Source organism: Streptomyces iconiensis (assembly GCF_028657195.3).
GTDB lineage: Bacteria > Actinomycetota > Actinomycetes > Streptomycetales > Streptomycetaceae > Streptomyces > Streptomyces iconiensis.
On sequence record NZ_JANCPR020000001.1, the window covers coordinates 72,098 to 89,971 of the forward strand.

A 17,874-nucleotide genomic window follows, 5' to 3' on the forward strand; every position below is an offset into this window, starting at 1 on the left:
ACAGTCGCCCAGGCTACCAGCCGGGCTCCGGCCCCTCCCAATCCGGCCAGTGCCCCGCGCGCATGGGACCATGGAGCCCGGCGACCCCCGCCGGCACACCCTCCGCAGCACCACGAGAGAACCAGCCGACCCAGCCGACCGACCCATCCGACAGGCCAGACCCGACAGGACACTGCGTGCCCGCGACCCCAACGAACGCGCCGGAGCCGAGCCGTACCGACCCGGCGCTGATCCGTAACTTCTGCATCATCGCGCACATCGACCACGGCAAGTCCACGCTTGCCGACCGGATGCTTCAGCTGACCGGCGTCGTGGACAAGCGGCAGATGCGCGCGCAGTACCTCGACCGCATGGACATCGAGCGCGAGCGGGGGATCACGATCAAGTCCCAGGCCGTGCGCATGCCCTGGTCGCCCACCGGGGACTCCTCGACGCCCCGCATCCTCAACATGATCGACACCCCCGGGCACGTGGACTTCACCTATGAGGTCTCGCGCTCGCTGGCGGCCTGTGAGGGCTGCATCCTGCTGGTGGACGCGGCCCAGGGCATAGAGGCGCAGACCCTCGCCAACCTCTATCTGGCGATGGAGCACGACCTCACGATCATCCCCGTGCTCAACAAGATCGACCTGCCCGCCGCGCAGCCCGAGAAGTTCGCGGCCGAGCTGGCGCACCTCATCGGCTGCGAGCTGGAGGACGTGCTGAAGGTCTCGGCGAAGACCGGCGAGGGCGTACGGGAGCTGCTGGACGAGGTCGTGCGCCTGGTCACCCCGCCCACGGGCGCGGCGGACGCACCGGCCCGCGCGATGATCTTCGACTCGGTCTACGACGCCTACCGCGGCGTGGTGACGTATGTGAAGGTCGTCGACGGCATGCTCAGCAAGCGCGAGCGCATCCGCATGATGTCGACCGGCGCGACCCACGAGCTGCTGGAGATCGGCGCGAGCTGCCCGGAGATGACGCCGGCCGACGGGCTCGGAGTCGGCGAGGTCGGCTATCTGATCACCGGCGTGAAGGACGTGCGGCAGTCCAAGGTGGGTGACACCGTCACACTGCTCTCCAAGGGAGCGGACAAGGCGCTGCCCGGGTACAAGGACCCCAAGCCGATGGTCTTCTCGGGGCTGTATCCGCTGGACGGTTCCGACTATCCGCTGTTGCGCGACGCGCTGGACAAGCTGCTGCTCAACGACGCCGCGCTGACGTACGAGCCGGAGACGTCGGCGGCGCTGGGCTTCGGTTTCCGTGTGGGCTTCCTCGGGCTGCTGCACCTGGAGGTCATCAGGGAGCGCCTGGAGCGCGAGTTCGGGCTCGACCTGATCGCGACGGCGCCGAACGTCGTCTACCGCGTGGACATGGAGGACGGCAGCGAGCACGTCGTCACCAACCCCAGCGAGTTCCCGACGGGGAAGATCGACCAGGTGCACGAGCCGATCGTGCGCGCGACGCTGCTCGCCCCCAGCGAGTTCATCGGCGCGATCATGGAGCTGTGCCAGACGCGCCGCGGCAGCCTCCAGGGCATGGACTACCTCTCCGAGGACCGCGTCGAGCTGCGCTACACGCTGCCGCTGGCCGAGATCGTCTTCGACTTCTTCGACGCGCTGAAGTCCAAGACCCGTGGCTACGCCTCGCTCGACTACGAGCCGAAGGGTGAGCAGTCGGCCGATCTCGTCAAGGTCGACATCCTGCTCCAGGGCGAGAAGGTGGACGCGTTCTCCGCGATCGTCCACAAGGACAAGGCGTACGCGTACGGCACCAAGATGGTCAACAAGCTGCGTGAGCTGATCCCCAGGCAGCAGTACGAGGTGCCCATCCAGGCCGCCATCGGCGCCCGCATCATCGCCCGCGAGACCATTCGCGCCATCCGCAAGGACGTCCTCGCCAAGTGCTACGGCGGCGACATCTCCCGTAAGCGCAAGCTGCTGGAGAAGCAGAAGGAGGGCAAGAAGCGGATGAAGGTCGTGGGGCGCGTGGAGGTGCCGCAGGAGGCGTTCATCGCCGCGCTCTCCTCGGACGAGGGCGGCGGCGAGGCCAAGCCGAAGAAGTGAGTGCCGCATGGCCGAAGAAGTAGGTGCCTCTTCGGCGCCCCGCGCTTCGGTGAGCGGCGGCACGGAAGGTCGCATTCCGTGCCGCGTGGGGCCACTGGGGCGTCCGCGCGCCGGTCCCTTCACCGGTGCCGACAGCCCCGCTACGTAGTGCCCGCAGCCCCCTTACGTAAGGGGGCTGCGGCCTTTAGTCTGATCACTGCTCAGTAGTTACTCGTGAGTCAACAAGCAGGATGCGGGCCCCGGAGGATGTCGTGAGCGACACACAGTCCCAGATCGAAAACCGGCCGCCGTCCGTGGCGACACTCTTCCTGGAGCGGGTCGAGGCGACCCCCGAGGCCGAGGCGTACAGGTATCCGGTGGCGCCCGTCTCGGGCGAGGGGCCCGACGAGTGGCGCTCGTACAACTGGGCGCAGGCGGGCGAGCGGGTCTTCGCCATCGCCGCCGGGCTTGCCGACCTGGGCGTACGCCCCGAGGAGCGCGTGGGCATCGCCTCCAGCACCCGCGTGGAGTGGATCCTCGCCGACTTCGGCATCCTGTGCGCCGGCGCCGCGACCACCACCGTCTACCCCAGCACCAACACCGAGGAGACGGTCTTCATCCTGGCCGACTCCGACAGCCGGGTGCTGATCGCCGAGGACGCCGCCCAGCTCGCCAAGGTGCGCGAGCACAGAGCCGAACTGCCCGGCCTGGCCCACGTGGTCCTCATCGACGAGGGGCCTGGAACGGACGGCGACGGAGCGGGGTCCGACGGTAAGGACGCCGACGGCGCGGGTGACGACGGGTGGGTGCTGTCGCTCGCCGAGCTGGAGCGGCGCGGCCGGGCCTATCTGGACAAGCACCCGGACGCCGTCAAGGAGACGGTGGGCGCGCTCCGTTCCGACCAGCTCGCCACGCTCATCTACACCTCCGGCACCACGGGCAAGCCCAAGGGCGTACGCCTCGCACACGACGCGTGGTCCTACATGGCCAAGGCCATCGCGCAGACCCGTCTGGTCACCGGGGACGATGTGCAGTACCTGTGGCTGCCGCTCGCGCACGTCTTCGGCAAGGTGCTGCTGGCGGGGCAGGTCGAGGTCGGGCATGTGACCGCGGTCGACGGCCGCATCGACAAGATCATCGAGAATTTGCCCGTCGTGCGGCCCACGAAGATGTGCGGCGTCCCGCGGATCTTCGAGAAGGTCTACAACGGCGTCGCACAGAAGGCGCGCGCCGGTGGCAGCGCGAAGTACAAGATCTTCCAGTGGGCCGCCGAAGTCGCCCGCGAATACGCGAGGGTCACCCAGGACAACCAGCGCCGCACCGGCGAGGCGACGGCACCGGCCGGGCTCAGGTTCAAGCACGCCGCGGCCGACAGGCTCGTCTACAGCAAGCTGCGCGAGGCGTTCGGCGGCAGGATGATCGGCTGCGTCTCCGGCTCGGCCGCGCTCGCACCCGACCTGGGCTACTTCTTCGCGGGTGCCGGTATCCCCGTCCTGGAGGGCTATGGGCTCACCGAGTCCTCCGCCGCCAGCTTCTGCAACCGCCAGGACAACTACCGCACAGGCACCGTCGGCAAGCCGTTCCCCGGCACCGAGGTGCGGGTCGCGGAGGACGGCGAGATCCTGCTGCGCGGGCCCGGCATCATGCAGGGCTACAACGGCCTGCCCGAGAAGACAGCCGAGGTGCTGGAGGACGACGGCTGGTTCCACACCGGCGACATCGGTGAGCTGTCCGACGACGGCTATCTACGGATCACCGACCGCAAGAAGGACCTGATCAAGACCTCGGGCGGCAAGTACGTCGCGCCCGCAGAGGTCGAGGGGCGGTTCAAGGCGATCTGCCCGTACGTCTCCAACATCCTCGTGCACGGCGCCGACCGGAACTACTGCACGGCCCTCATCGCGCTCGACGAGCCCTCGCTTCTGGCCTGGGCCGCCGACCAGGAGTCCCTCAAGGGCAAGCCGTACGACGAGGTCGTCGTCTCCGACGAGGTGCGCGGGCTGGTCGGCGAGTACGTGGACCAGCTCAACAGCGGGCTCCAGCGCTGGCAGGCCATCAAGAAGTTCCGGGTGCTGCCGCGCGACCTGGACATCGAACACGGCGAGTTGACCCCCAGCCTCAAGCTCAAGCGTCCTGTCGTGGAGCGGCAGTTCGGCGATCTGATCGAGGAGATGTACGAGGGCGCGCGCGAGCGGTAGCGCTCCGCCGGGCGTGTGCGTGCCGCTGCCTGTGCGTCGGCGGGTGCGGAGCCGCACATGTGTAGAACCCCGTGCCCTGTCGGGGCTTCAGGACTGCATCTCCCGTAGTGAGCGCACCAGTTCGGCCACGTCCCTCGCCAGGCCGGCCGTGTCGGGAGAGCCGTCGTCCAGGCGGCTCTCCACGGCCTCCAGGCGCCGCACGAAGTCGCCAAGACGGTGCTGCTCGTGATCGAGCAGCTCTCTCAACTGCTGGTTCTTCCGGTGCAGTTCGAGGAAGACGGCGACCTTGGTGCGCAGAACCCACGGGTCGAACGGTTTGGTCAGGTAGTCGACAGCGCCGGTCGCGTAGCCGCGGAACGCGTATCCCGCGTCGTACGCCGTCTCGGCTCCCGTGAGGAAGATGATCGGGATGTCCTTGGTCTGGTCGAGCCGCTTGATGTGCGCGGCGGTCTCGAACCCGTCCATGCCCGGCATCAGCACGTCGAGCAGCACCACGGCGAACTCCTGCCGCAGCAGCGCCTTCATCGCCTCCTCGCCCGAGCCGGCGCGCACCAGCGGCACCTGGAGCGCGGAGAGGACCGCTTCGAGCGCGACGAGGTTGTCCTCCATGTCGTCGACCAGGAGGATGCTCGCTTCGTGGTGTCCTGCGGAGGGACGCGCCGAGGTAACCGTGGTCATCACTGCCTCGCAGAAGGTTGCGGATCGAGCAGGGCGAGCACGGTACTCAGCAACAGGTCGATGTCAACAGGCTTGGGAACGTACGCCGAAGCGCCCGAGGCCAGCGACTGCTGATCGTCGCCCGGCATCGCCTGCGCCGTCAGCGCGACCACGGGGAGCCCGGCCAGGCGCGGGTCGCGGCGGAGCCTGCGTAGCGTCTCGTAGCCGTCCAGTTCCGGCATCATGATGTCCATCAGCACCAGATCAGCGCCCTCCTCGGCGAGCTTGGTCAGACCCTCGCAACCGTTCTCCGCGTACCGCACGGACATGCCGACACGGCCCAGCACGTGCGTCAGCGCGAAGACGTTGCGGATGTCGTCGTCGACGATCAGCACCCGTACGCCGGGCAGCACTTCAGCGGCGCGGCCCCGCTGCCAGGGCGCCAGACTGGGCGGTGGCGCCGCGCGGTCGGCCGGGGTTTCGGTGAGGTCCTTCAGCGGCTGGTGCCGCGCCCCGGCCCCGGTGTGACCGCCGGCGACGGACTCCACCGCGCGGCCCTGCCCCTCACCGAGCCCCACCGGCAGGGTGAGCGTGAAGTGGCTCCCCTGTCCCTCCGTGCTCTCCACGCGGATACGGCCGCCGAGCAGAGAAGCGATCTCCTGGCTGATGGACAGCCCGAGACCCGTGCCGCCGAACGTACGGTGCGTGGAGCCGTCACCCTGCTGGAACGCCTCGAAGATCCGGCTCAGGCGGTCGGGCGCGATGCCCGTACCGGTGTCGGAGACGGTGAAGTCCACCGCTGTCCTACCGTCCTCGGCCACCGGGGCCACCCGCAGTTCGATCCGTCCCTCCGCGGTGAACTTGAACGCGTTGGACAGCAGATTGCGCAGCACCTGCTGGACCCTGCGCTCGTCGGTGAACAGCTCCCGCGGGGTGGCGTCCGCGACGTGCACGGTGAAGCCGATGCCCCGGTCGGAGGCGAGCGGGCGGAACGTGTCGTGCACATAGGTCAGCAGCTTCAGCAGCGCCAGCCGCTGCGGGCGCACCGCCATCCGGCCGGCCTCGACGGTGGACAGGTCCAGTACGTCGTTGATGAGCTGGAGCAGATCGGTTCCCGAGCGGTGGATCGTCTGCGCGAACCTGACCTCCTCGTCGGAGAGGTTCCCCGACTCGTTGTCGGCGAGCAACTGCGCCAGTACGAGCAGGGAGTTGAGCGGCGTACGCAGCTCGTGCGACATGTTCGCCAGGAACTGCGTCTTGTACTCGGAGGACGCCGTGAGCAGCGCCGCCTTCTCCGACAGCTCGGTGTTGGCCCTGATGGTGTGCAGAGCCACCCCCATGGTGTGCATGAACTGGTCGAAGAACGCCAGATGGATGTCGCTGAACGGGCTGAAGGAGGCCAGCTCCAGCACTCCCAGGACCTGGTCCTCGTACAGCACGGGAAGGATCACCACACACGCGGGCGGTGCGGCGCCCAGCCCCGAGGCGATGGGCACATAGCCGGGCGGTACGTCCGTGAGCAGTAACCGCCGCTTCTGCGCCGCCACTTGCGCGACCAGGCCCTGGGCGGGCGAGCCAGGAGTGAGCGAGGCGGGGCTGTCCAGGGCCGCGGTACCGAAGCCGGCGACGTAGGACAGACCCGAGGTGTCGTACGACGGGGTCACAGGAGAGACGCCCTGGGCGTAGGCGGGCACGCCGGTGAGGAAGAGCGCGCCGTACTGCGCGCCGACCAGCGGGGGCAGCTCGTGCATGATCAGCTCCGCCACCTCCCTGATGTCGCGGCGGCCCTGCATCAGCGCTGCGAGGCGCGTCAGGTTCGACTCCAGCCACTCCTTGGCCCGGGTCGTCTCCCGCAGGTCGGAGACCATCTGGTTGACCGCCTCCGCCGCGTCCCGCCAACTGCCCGACAGGTTGCTCAGCGAGGTGTGCGGCGGCGCCGGACGTCCGTCGTCGCCCGCACCGCTGTCCTCCTCGGCGCCGGCGCGGGTCACCTCGCTCGTGAACAGCGCCAGTTGCCCCGTGACCCGGTTGACGGTGCGGCCCAGGCGGCGCAGCTCGCCGCGGAGGGGACGGCGGCCGTCGTCCTGCTCGATGCGCTGCGACAGGTCACCGTCCGCCACGGCCGTGAGCACTCGCGTCGCCTCCACCACCGGGTAAGTGAGCGTGTCGATGAGGGAGTTGGCCGCGGCCACCGTGTCCGCCCACGCGCCCTGCCCCGGACTCGCCCTGACCCGCTCGTCGATCCGCCCGTGCCGCGCCACCTCACGCTGCACACGCAGCAGTTCGGAACCAAGGTGCTCGACGCGGGCCGCGAGCCGGTTGACGGCCTCGGCCAGTACGGGGGCTTCGGCCGACCCGGGTGCCCCGGCCAGTACGGGCGCCTCGGCCGGCCCGGGTGTCCCGGCGAGCCCGGGTGTCCCGGCCGGTGCGGGGGCCTCGGCCGGCGTGCGGGCTGCGGCGAGGGCCTCGGTGGCGGCGCCGGAGTACGGGGAGCGGCCCTCGGCGTGAGGGGCGGCGCTCCTGGCGAGGGTGCCGCCCTCGGGGTCCGGGGCGCCAGGCGGGCCGGTGAGGAGGGGGACGCGGGCGCTGAAGTCTCCTTCGCACAGCGCCCATAGGGTCGTGACCACAGATCTCAGCCCGGACGAGGGGATTCCGGAACTCCCGGAAGGGCCGCAGCTCATGGCTCAATTCCCACCACTTCCGTGACTCGGTGCGTATGAGCGCGCCCAGTCTGTCACTCTTGCCCTACTGCGCTGAGCGCATTGACACAACTGCTGGGGCCGTGGTGGGACGGGGGAACCTCCCAACACCGGCCGGGGGAGGGCGCGATGGGGAACGCGGAGAACACACGGGCCGCGGACCCGGCCGGATCGGAACCGCGGGGCCAGCGGAAGGACCCGGCGAGAACCGGCCGCCGTACGGCGCTGTCCGCGCGCGAGTCGGCACCCGGACCACCGGGGATCGCCCGGCGGCCTGCCGACACGCAGCGCCAGGCCGATGCGCCACAGACCGTGAGGACCGTGCTGCCGGGCAACGCCCTCGCAGCAGCCGCGGCCCGCGGCTTCGTCCGTGCCGCACTCGACGACTGGGGCCTGCGGGGCGAGCTGATGGACGACGCGGTGCTGCTGGTCAGCGAGTTGGTCACCAACGCCGTCGTCCACGCGGGCACCTCGGTCGAGCTGGAATGCCGGTACGGTCCGGAGCTGGTGACGGCCGAGGTGTCCGACCGGCACCCGGCACGCACCGTCACCGACCGCACCGACGAGGGCCACGGCTACGGGCTGCGCCTCGTCGGGGCGCTCGCCCGCGAATGGGGCATCAGCTACCGCCGCGACCGCAAGACCGTCTGGTTCAGGCTCGGCCCCGCCGAGTCCCTCACGGGCCCGGCCGGTTCCCTCGCGGGCGCGGCGCCCGCGCACCTCCAGGCCCGCGGAGAACCCCGGCGGGCCGCCCCCGCCGACGGCCACAGGGGATGGGATGTCACCCCGGCGCACGCGGCGCCCGCGCCACGTCCCTTCCTCAGCCCCTACGCACACCGCGAGTGGACCAACCACGGCGCGCTCTCCTTCCTCGCCGAGGCGTCGGACCTCCTCGCGGGGCACACCGACGAGGACCAGGTCGCCTCCCTCGCGGGACAGCTCATGGTCCCCCGCTTCGCCGACTGGTGCGCCGTATGGCTGGAGGACACCGAACGCGGCCGGCCGCCCCGCCTCGCCCGCGTATGGCACGCGCAGGAGAACCGCATGGAGGAACTGCGCGCCGAGCTGGACAAGGAACCGCCCGTCCTCTCCCCACGCGCCCTGCCCGGCCAGGCGACCCCCTGGCGCTGGCCACTGGGAGCCGACTCGTACGGCGCCGGCGGGGCCTCCGTCCTGTGCAGGCTCGTCGTCGGCGGGCGTGCCGTCGGCACCCTGGTGATCGGGCGCGCGGGTCTCCTGCGGATCCCCGACGAAGTCGTCGGCCTCGTCGAGGACTTCGCCCGCCGCGTCGGCCTCGCCGTGCTCTCGGCACGCCGCTACACCCACCAGGCCAACATCAGCCAGATCCTCCAGCGCGGCCTGCTGCCCAACGAGGACATGACCGTGCCGGGGCTGGACACCGCGCTCGTCTACGAACCCGCGGGCGAGGGCGCCTGGGCAGGGGGCGACTTCTACGATCTGCTGCGCCTCGCCGACGACCGCTGGCGCTTCGCCCTGGGCGACGTGTGCGGGAACGGACCCGAGGCCGCCGTCGTCACGGGGCTCGCCCGCCCCGTGCTGCGCCTCCTCGCCCGCGAGGGGTACTCCGTACCCGAGACCCTCGACCGGCTCAACCGCGAGGTGGGAGAGCAGGCGAAGTTCCTCTCCCTCGTCTACGGCGAACTCACCTTCCGCAAGGGCGCCGTCGACTGCGTCGTCACCTGCGCGGGGCACCCCCTGCCGCTCGTGCGGAACGCGGCGGGGCAGGTGAGGGCGGCGGCCCTGCCGCAACTTCTGCTCGGGGTGATGCCCGAAGTCGTCTACGACAGCCAGTCCTTCACCCTGCGCCCCGGCGACACGCTGCTCTGTGTCACCGACGGGGTCACCGAACGGCGCTCAGGCAGGCGGCTGTTCGACGACGGTGACGGGCTCGCCGCGGTGCTCGCGGGCTGCGAGGGGCTGGACGCGGCCGGCACGGCGGAACGTGTGCACCGCGCGGTGCACGGATTCGCGCCCGGCGCCCCCACGGACGACCTGGCGATGCTGGTGCTGCGGTCCCCGCCGATGGTTGATCCGCCGGCCGATCCGCCGGCCGATCCGCCGGCCGAGCCGGTGGACTGAGAGTGCGCTGTGTGTGCGGGCGTGGTGCGTTCAGTCGACCAGGTCGCGTACCACCGCGTCGGCCAGCAGGCGCCCCCGCAGGGTGAGCACCGCGCGGCCCTCGTCATACGGAGCCCGCTCCAGCAGGCCGTCGTCACGGGCCTGTTGGGCCGCCTTCGCACCGTCAGGCGCGAGGAGGGCGAGGGGGCAGCCCTGTGCGAGGCGCAGCTCCAGGAGGATGCGTTCGACGCGGCGGTCCTCGGCGGAGAGCAGTTCGCGTCCCGCTCCGGGGGAGCGGCCCTCGGCGAGTGCCTGCGCGTAGGCGGCGGGGTGTTTCACGTTCCACCACCGCACCCCGCCCACGTGGCTGTGCGCGCCCGGGCCCGCGCCCCACCAGTCGGCGCCCGTCCAGTACAGCTCGTTGTGGCGGCAGCGGGCCGCCGGGTCGCCGGCGACCGCCCAGTTGGACACCTCGTACCAGTCCATACCCGCCGCCGACAGCAGCTCCTCCGCGATCAGGTACCGGTCGGCGTGCGCGTCGTCGTCCGTCATCGGCACCTCGCCGCGGCGGATACGGTGCGCCAGCCGCGTGCCCTCCTCCACGATCAGCGCGTACGCCGACACATGGTCGGGGCCCGCGCCCAGCGCCGCCTCCAGCGAGGCCCGCCAGTCGTCGTCGGACTCGCCGGGGGTGCCGTAGATCAGGTCGAGGTTCACATGTGAGAAGCCCGCGGCGCGCGCCTCCGCGACGCAGGCTTCCGGGCGGCCCGGCGTGTGCGTGCGGTCCAGCACCTTCAACACGTGCGGGCGTGCGCTCTGCATGCCGAACGAGATGCGGTTGAAGCCCGCCTCGCGCAGTGAGGCGAGGTACTCCGGGCCGACGGATTCGGGGTTCGCCTCCGTCGTGATCTCGGCGTCGGCCGCCAGGCCGAACTCCTCGCGGATCACGGCCAGCATGTGCGCCAGGTCCTTGGCCGGGAGCAGGGTCGGTGTCCCGCCGCCGACGAAGACGGTCTCGACCTTCCGCTGATCGTCACCCATGACGCGCCGAGCCATGCGGACTTCGTCGGCCAGGGTGCCCGCGTAGTTCTCCTGGGAGGCCAGCACTCCGTCCTTGCCGCCGCTGCGCAGCTCGGTTGCCGTGTACGTGTTGAAGTCGCAGTAGCCGCACCGGGTGGCGCAGTACGGGACGTGCAGATAGAAGCCGAGCGGGTGGGCGGACCGGTCGGCGAGCGCGGCGGGCGGCAGCGCGCCGTCCTGGGGCACGGCTTCGCCGTCGGGGAGTGCGGAGGGCATGCTCTCCATTGCACCACCTGTGGGCTCCCTGTCCGCATGCGCACTGTCACACCGGGCGGCTACGCTGAGTGCGTACTTGATCGCAGTGACCGCGAGGGGGCTGGCAATGACCGTCGTAGCAGAACGGATGGATGTTCCGATGACCGACTCCCGCGCGATAGACGCCTTTGAGGGGTTCGAAGCACCGGAGGGGTTCAGGGTCGAGTTGCTGCAGGGGGAAATCGTGATGATGGCGGGGCCTGACCTGGTCCACAACAGGATTGTGACGCGGGCGATGGATCAAATCCCCGCGGACAGGTGGGAGCGGGTCCAGACTCAGGATGTCGCGATCCTTGCCGAGAACAGCGAGCCTGTGCCGGACCTCGTCGTGATGTCGCTTGAGGACGCGCCGGTCTCCGGGCGCTTGCTGCCGTCAGAGACGATCAAGCTCGCCGTTGAGGTCGTCTCCAAGACGAGCGTGCACCGTGACTATGTGACCAAACGCATGCTCTACGCTGCGGGCGGTGTCTCCGGGTACTTGATCATCGACCCGTTCAAGGGGGAGTGCGTCCTGCTCACCGAGCCGTCCGGCAAGGGCGAGCAGGCCGACTACCGGGTCGAGCGCAGGACACGGTTCGGCGAGACGGTGCCGCTCGACCTGCTGGGGATGAAACTGGACACCGCGCAGTTCCAGACCTACCCGGTCAACCAGCCGGAGCCGTGACGAAGTCGATCAGCTCTTCCACGCGGCCCAGGAGCGCGGGCTCCAGGTCCTTGTAGGAGCGTACGGAGCCGAGGATGCGCTGCCAGGCTGCGCCGGTGTTCGGGGCCCAGCCGAGGCCGGTGCAGACGCCGGTCTTCCAGTCCTGGCCGCGCGGCACGGAGGGCCAGGCGGGGATGCCGACGGCGGCCGGCTTCACGGCCTCCCAGATGTCGATGTACGGGTGGCCGACGACCAGCACGTCGTCCCCGGTGACCTGGGCCGCGATCCGGGACTCCTTGGAGCCGGGCACGAGGTGGTCCACGAGCACGCCGAGGCGCGCGTCCGGCCCGGGGGAGAAGGCGTCGACGATGGCGGGAAGGTCGTCCACGCCCTCCAGGTATTCGACGACGACGCCCTCGATCCGCAGGTCGTCGCCCCACACCTTCTCGACCAGCTCGGCGTCGTGCCGCCCCTCGACGTAGATCCGTCCCGCGCGTGCGACCCGCGCGCGGGCATCGGGTACGGCGAGGGATCCCGAGGCGGTGAGCCGCCGCCCCTGCGGGGCCGACGGCGCCGTGCCGGGGCGTACGAGGGTGACGGTGCGGCCTTCCAGCAGGAAGCCGCGCGGTGTCATGGGGAAGACGCGGTGCTTGCCGAAGCGGTCCTCCAGGGTGACCGTCGGCCCCTCGGCCGTCTTCTCGCAGCGGATGACGGCCCCGCAGAACCCGGTCGTGACCTCCTCCACCACAAGATCCCGGTCGGCGGGCACCTCGGGAACGGGTGCCGACCGCTTCCACGGCGGGGTCAGATCAGGGCTGTCGTAGCGGCTGCGCATGGCGTCTTTCCGTGTCGGGCGGCGGGACATGTCCGGCTCGGGGCCGGGGTCGCCCCATTCTGCTACGGAGTCGCGCCTGTCACACGCCCCCTTCGGTGAACCTCTGCGCCAGCTCGTCGCGTTGGGCCCGTACGTACGCCGCGTCCACGAGCGCGCCGTGCCCGGGAACGTACACAGCGCGCTCGCCGCCCAGCGCGAGGACGCGGTCGAGGGCGGCGGGCCAGCGGGCGCGCTGGGCGTCGGGGCCCGCCTGCGGGGTGCCGGACTCCTCCACGAGGTCGCCGCAGAAGACGACATCGGGCGTACCCGGCACGAGCACCACGAGGTCGTGACCCGTGTGTCCTGGGCCCACGTTGGCGAGGACGACCTCGCGTCCGCCCAGCGGCACGGTGAGTTCGCCCGAGACGAGGTGGTGGGGGCGTACGAGCACATCGGCCGCCTCACCGGCCTCGTAAGCGGGCAGGCCGTGCCGCACGGCGTCGGCGTGGAGCGAGTCGGCGCAGCGGGCGAGCAGTTCGTCGATGCCCACGGCGCCGTACACCTGGGCCCCGGAGAACGCCGCAGCGCCGAAGACGTGGTCGAAGTGCGGGTGCGTCAGCGCGATCCTCGTCACAGGAGGCCCGAACAGCGCACGGGCCTCGCCGCGCAGCGCGGCGCCCTCGCGGAGAGAGGAGCCGGTGTCGATCATCAGGACACCGTCGTCCCCCGCGACCGCGCCCGCCGTCGCGTCCCACAGGGGCAGCCGGCGGCGTGCCACACCTGGCGCTATCCGCTCCCAGTGCCGCAGGTCACCTGGCGTGTTCTGTCGTGGGTCTTCCCCAAGCGGCTCCATACGACGACGCTAACGGCACGGCGCCGGGCATGCCCGCCTCGCCGCCGTGCGCGGTACGGTCGTGCCAGCTCGATCAGGCGGCCCTTGCCCTGGCCGTGGTGACCGGCCGTACACTGGCACAGGGATGCTGGCACTCACGCGCAGAGAGTGCCAGGGACGGGACTCCAGAAGAGCGGCCGGAACGGGAGGTGTGCGCCATGCTCAGCGAGCGCAGACTTGAGGTTCTCCGCGCCATCGTGCAGGACTACGTCGGCACGGAGGAGCCCGTCGGGTCCAAGGCCCTCACGGAGCGGCACAATCTGAAGGTTTCCCCCGCCACGATCCGTAACGACATGGCGGCGCTGGAGGACGAGGGGTTCATCGCACAGCCCCACACCAGCGCGGGCCGCATCCCGACCGACAAGGGGTACCGCCTCTTCGTCGACAAGCTCGCCGGGGTCAAGCCCCTCTCCTCGCCGGAGCGGCGGGCGATCACGAACTTCCTGGACGGCGCCGTCGACCTCGACGACGTCGTCGGGCGCACGGTACGGCTGCTCGCGCAGCTCACCCGGCAGGTCGCCGTGGTGCAGTACCCGTCGCTGACCCGCTCGACGGTGCGGCACGTGGAGCTGCTGGCGCTCGCGCCGGCGCGGCTGATGCTCGTACTGATCACCGACACCGGCCGGGTCGAACAGCGCATGATCGACTGCCCGGCGCCGATCGGGGACACCGTACTGGCCGACCTGCGCGCCCGGCTCAACAGCCGGGTCGTCGGCCAGCGCTTCACCGAGGTCCCCTCCCTGGTGCAGGACCTGCCCGAGGCCTTCGACGCCGACGACCGCGGCACCATCTCGGCCGTACTGGCCACGCTGCTGGAGACGTTGGTCGAGGAGACGGAGGAGCGGCTGATGATCGGCGGCACCTCCAACCTCACCCGCTTCGGGCACGACTTCCCGCTCACCATCCGCCCCGTACTGGAGGCGCTGGAGGAGCAGGTGGTGCTGCTCAAGCTGCTCGGGGAGGACTCGGGTATGACGGTACGAATCGGGCATGAGAACCACCATGAGGGACTGAGTTCCACATCGGTCGTCTCGGTCGGCTACGGTTCGGGCGACGAAGCGGTCGCCAAACTCGGCGTGGTCGGACCGACCCGCATGGACTACCCCGGAACGATGGGAGCTGTACGCGCAGTGGCACGGTACGTCGGACAGATCCTCGCGGAGTCGTAAGTGGCGACGGATTACTACGCGGTCCTCGGCGTGCAGCGCGACGCCTCGCAGGACGAGATCAAGAAAGCCTTCCGCAGGCTCGCGCGCGAGCTGCACCCTGACGTCAATCCTGACCCGAAGACCCAGGAGCGGTTCAAGGAGATCAACACCGCTTACGAGGTGCTCTCCGACCCGCAGAAGAAGCAGGTCTACGACCTCGGCGGGGACCCGGCCTCCGGGGCCGGGGGCGGCGCGGGCGGATTCGGCGCGGGATTCGGCAACTTCAGCGACATCATGGACGCCTTCTTCGGCACGGCATCGCAGCGCGGACCGCGCTCGCGTACCCGCCGGGGCCAGGACGCCATGATCCGGCTGGACATCGAGCTGGACGAGGCCGCCTTCGGCACCACCAAGGACATCCAGGTGGACACCGCCGTCGTCTGCGGTACGTGCAGCGGCGAGGGCGCGGCACCCGGCACCTCGGCCCAGACCTGCGACATGTGCCGCGGCCGGGGCGAGGTCTCCCAGGTCACGCGCTCCTTCCTGGGTCAGGTCATGACCTCGCGCCCCTGCCCCCAGTGCCAGGGCTTCGGCACCGTCGTACCCACCCCCTGCCCCGAGTGCGCGGGCGACGGGCGCGTGCGGTCGCGGCGCAGCCTCACCGTCAAGATTCCCGCGGGCGTCGACAACGGCACCCGCATCCAGCTCGCCGGAGAGGGCGAGGTCGGCCCCGGTGGCGGCCCGGCCGGCGACCTGTACGTCGAGATCCATGAGAACCCGCACCCCACCTTCCAGCGCCGCGGTGACGACCTGCACTGCACGGTCACCATCCCCATGACGGCCGCCTCCCTCGGCACGAAGGTGCCCCTGGAGACGCTGGACGGCATGGAGGAGATCGACATCCGCCCCGGCACACAGTCGGGTCAGTCGGTGCCCCTCCATGAACGCGGCATCACCCACCTGCGCGGCGGCGGCCGGGGCCAGCTCATCGTCCATGTCGAAGTGACCACTCCGACGAAACTGGAACCGGAACAGGAAGAGCTGCTGCGGCGGTTGGCGAAGCTCCGGGGTGAAGAGAGGCCCACGGGCACCTTTCAGCCGGGGCAGCAGGGTCTTTTCTCGCGGCTGAAGGACGCTTTCAACGGTCGGTAAAGGTTGTCCCTTGTCCGGCTCGGGGCCCGGGGGGAGTATCCCCCCGGGCGAGGCCGAAAACGGCAGGTGAGAGCCTCTTCTCCGACCGATCGTGCGCCGCTTCATGGCTGGTGACGGGGAGTGTGGGGAAGATGCGGGCCGTGACAGGATGAGCGCATGTCCACCTCGCTGCCTACGCTCTCCGAGCTGACCGAGCACCCTGTCGTCCAGGCGCCGATGGCAGGTGGCGTCTCCCGTCCCGAGCTGGCCGCCGCGGTCAGCGAGGCGGGCGGTCTGGGTTTCCTCGCCGCCGGGTACAAAACGCCCGAGGCGATGTACGAGGAGATAAGACAGCTGCGCCGGCTCACGGGGCGTGCCTTCGGTGTGAACCTCTTCATGCCGCAGCCGCCCACCGCCGACCCCGCAGCAGTCGAGGTCTACCGCGAGCAACTCGCCGGCGAGGCCACGTGGTACGAGACGGCGCTGGGTGACACCGACGGCGGCACGGACGACGCGTACGAGGCGAAGCTGGCGATCCTCTTCGACGACCCCGTTCCCGTCGTCACCTTCCACTTCGGCTGCCCCTCGCGCCGCGTGCTGGAACGCTTCGCCAAGCTCGGCACCTACACCATGGTCACGGCCACCTCCGTCGCCGAGGCGCAGACCGCGCAGTGGGCGGGTGCCCACGCCGTATGTGTGCAGGGCGTCGAGGCGGGCGGCCACCAGGGGACGCACCGCGACGACCCGCCCTCCGAGGCGACGGGGCTGGGCCTGCTGTCGCTCGTGACGCAGGTGAAGGAGGCCGTACAGCTGCCGATCGTCGCGGCCGGCGGGCTGATGCGCGGCGGTCAGATCGCCGCCGTACTCGCGGCAGGCGCGACAGCGGCGCAGTTGGGCACCGCGTTCCTCGTGACCACCGAATCCGGCGCCAACCCGGTCCACAAACAGGCCATGACCAACCCGCTGTTCACCCGCACCGAGCTGACCCGCGCCTTCTCGGGCCGCCCCGCACGCGGCCTCGTGAACCGGTTCATGCGTGAACACGGCCCCTACGCGCCCTCCGCCTACCCCCAGGTGCACTACCTCACCGCTGGGCTGCGCAAGGCGGCGGCCAAGGCGGGCGACCCCCAGGGCATGGCGCTGTGGGCGGGCCAGGGACACCGCTTGGCGCGCGAACTGCCCGCCGCGCAACTCGTCGAGGTACTGGCGGCCGAACTCTCCGTAGCCCGCGAGGGCATGGCCCCGCGCGGCGGCATGACGGAAGGGCAGCACCCGTGACAGCACCCGTCTTCCTCGCCGACAGCGCCCTGCTGCGCGAGGGCACGGTTGTACTGGAAGGCCCCGAGGGCCGGCACGCCGTCTCGGTACGGCGGCTGCACCCCGGCGAGGAGGTCGTCCTCACCGACGGTTCAGGAACCGGCGCCTATGGCACGGTCGTTGCCGCCGAGGGCAAGGACCACTTGAAGATCGCCGTAACCGCCGTACGCACCGAGCCCGAGCCCACCCCGAGGATCACCGTGGTCCAGGCGCTCCCCAAGGGAGACAGGGGAGAGCTGGCCGTGGAAACCATGACCGAGACCGGCGTGGACGCGATCGTCCCCTGGGACGCCGCACGCGGCATCACCCGCTGGAAAGGCGAGCGGGGCCTCAAATCCCTCACCAAGTGGCGCTCCACCGCCAGGGAAGCCGCCAAACAGGCCCGCCGCCTCCGCGTCCCCGAGGTCCACGACCTCGCCTCCACGAAACAGGTGGCCGCCCTCCTCAAGGACGCCTCCTTCGCCGCCATCCTCCACGAAGAGGGAAGCGAACCCCTGGCCACAACCCCCCTCCCAGACTCCGGCGACCTGATCCTCGTGGTGGGCCCCGAAGGCGGCATCTCCCCCGAAGAACTGGACCTGTTCACCACAGCAGGAGCGGGCGCCTTTCGGCTAGGCCCGAGCGTGTTGCGTACGTCCACCGCCGGTACGGCCGCCGTGGCCCTTCTCCTAGCCCGTTCGGGCCGATGGTCCTGAGCGGAGCCCTAGTTGCCCCTCACCTGACGGTCACCGCCCCCCAAGTGCCCCCCCACATCGCTGGCTACCACTACTCCGTGGCTTGTCGCGCAGTTCCCCGCGCCCCTTGCGGGGCCCCCTTCAACTCCAGGGCTGGTCCCGATACGGCCGGGGGAGTCCAGAGGGTGGGGGTCCCCCCGGACGAAGTCTGGGGGAGGAGCCCCTTTTGGCGGGGGGCCGTCGGGGGGCGGAGCCCCCAGACG

The 17,874-nt window shown here is 70.6% G+C and carries 13 protein-coding genes; 8 read left to right on the top strand and 5 right to left on the bottom strand.

Features of this window, described 5'->3' with window-relative positions:
• The first annotated feature begins 176 nt into the window (after positions 1-176).
• Positions 177-2,045, top strand: a complete 1,869-nt coding sequence (gene lepA, locus NMN56_RS00290) for a translation elongation factor 4 (protein WP_274039903.1) — start codon at positions 177-179, stop codon at positions 2,043-2,045.
• 251 nt (positions 2,046-2,296) lie between these two features.
• Positions 2,297-4,222: an AMP-dependent synthetase/ligase gene (locus NMN56_RS00295; RefSeq protein ID WP_274039902.1), complete on the top strand. Its 1,926-nt coding sequence runs from the start codon at positions 2,297-2,299 to the stop codon at positions 4,220-4,222.
• 87 nt (positions 4,223-4,309) lie between these two features.
• Here the strand turns inward: NMN56_RS00295 and NMN56_RS00300 are convergent, their stop codons facing one another.
• Together NMN56_RS00300 and NMN56_RS00305 are read right to left on the bottom strand one after the other, a co-directional pair.
• The gene (locus tag NMN56_RS00300) at positions 4,310-4,900 is read right to left on the bottom strand and encodes a response regulator (RefSeq protein WP_274039901.1); all 591 of its coding nucleotides are present in this window, start codon (positions 4,898-4,900) and stop codon (positions 4,310-4,312) included.
• On the bottom strand, positions 4,900-7,560 hold the full coding sequence (locus tag NMN56_RS00305; protein WP_430542431.1) for an ATP-binding protein: 2,661 nt from the start codon (positions 7,558-7,560) through the stop codon (positions 4,900-4,902). The genes NMN56_RS00300 and NMN56_RS00305 overlap by 1 nt, the downstream gene beginning before the upstream one ends.
• A gap of 147 nt (positions 7,561-7,707) precedes the next feature.
• On the opposite strand from NMN56_RS00305, the gene NMN56_RS00310 reads away from it, so the two are divergent.
• Positions 7,708-9,678 (top strand): SpoIIE family protein phosphatase, encoded by a 1,971-nt coding sequence (locus NMN56_RS00310; RefSeq protein ID WP_274039899.1) that lies wholly within the window; start codon positions 7,708-7,710, stop codon positions 9,676-9,678.
• Between the two features lie 30 nt (positions 9,679-9,708).
• On the opposite strand, the gene hemW is transcribed toward NMN56_RS00310, so the two are convergent.
• Complete coding sequence (hemW, locus tag NMN56_RS00315; protein ID WP_274040007.1) at positions 9,709-10,953, bottom strand: radical SAM family heme chaperone HemW; 1,245 nt, start codon at positions 10,951-10,953, stop codon at positions 9,709-9,711.
• A gap of 106 nt (positions 10,954-11,059) precedes the next feature.
• On the opposite strand from hemW, the gene NMN56_RS00320 reads away from it, so the two are divergent.
• Complete coding sequence (locus tag NMN56_RS00320) at positions 11,060-11,656, top strand: Uma2 family endonuclease (protein WP_274040006.1); 597 nt, start codon at positions 11,060-11,062, stop codon at positions 11,654-11,656.
• Here the strand turns inward: NMN56_RS00320 and NMN56_RS00325 are convergent.
• Positions 11,637-12,470, bottom strand: a complete 834-nt coding sequence (locus tag NMN56_RS00325; RefSeq protein ID WP_274039898.1) for a DUF3097 domain-containing protein — start codon at positions 12,468-12,470, stop codon at positions 11,637-11,639. The two genes, NMN56_RS00320 and NMN56_RS00325, sit on opposite strands and share 20 nt — an antisense overlap.
• A 79-nt stretch (positions 12,471-12,549) precedes the next feature.
• Entirely contained in the window at positions 12,550-13,302 is a 753-nt protein-coding gene (locus tag NMN56_RS00330; protein WP_274039897.1) for an MBL fold metallo-hydrolase, read from the bottom strand.
• 197 nt (positions 13,303-13,499) lie between these two features.
• Between NMN56_RS00330 and hrcA the strand changes: the two genes are divergently transcribed.
• The 4 genes from hrcA to NMN56_RS00350 all read left to right on the top strand — a co-directional run bounded on the left by hrcA (position 13,500) and on the right by NMN56_RS00350 (position 17,632).
• Positions 13,500-14,510, top strand: a complete 1,011-nt coding sequence (hrcA, locus tag NMN56_RS00335) for a heat-inducible transcriptional repressor HrcA (protein WP_274039896.1) — start codon at positions 13,500-13,502, stop codon at positions 14,508-14,510.
• Positions 14,511-15,641 (top strand): molecular chaperone DnaJ, encoded by a 1,131-nt coding sequence (gene dnaJ / locus NMN56_RS00340; RefSeq protein ID WP_274039895.1) that lies wholly within the window; start codon positions 14,511-14,513, stop codon positions 15,639-15,641.
• A 156-nt stretch (positions 15,642-15,797) separates the two neighbouring features.
• Entirely contained in the window at positions 15,798-16,898 is a 1,101-nt protein-coding gene (locus NMN56_RS00345; RefSeq protein WP_274039894.1) for a nitronate monooxygenase, read from the top strand.
• Positions 16,895-17,632: a 16S rRNA (uracil(1498)-N(3))-methyltransferase gene (locus tag NMN56_RS00350; protein WP_274039893.1), complete on the top strand. Its 738-nt coding sequence runs from the start codon at positions 16,895-16,897 to the stop codon at positions 17,630-17,632. The genes NMN56_RS00345 and NMN56_RS00350 overlap by 4 nt, the downstream gene beginning before the upstream one ends.
• Positions 17,633-17,874: the final 242 nt, after the last annotated feature.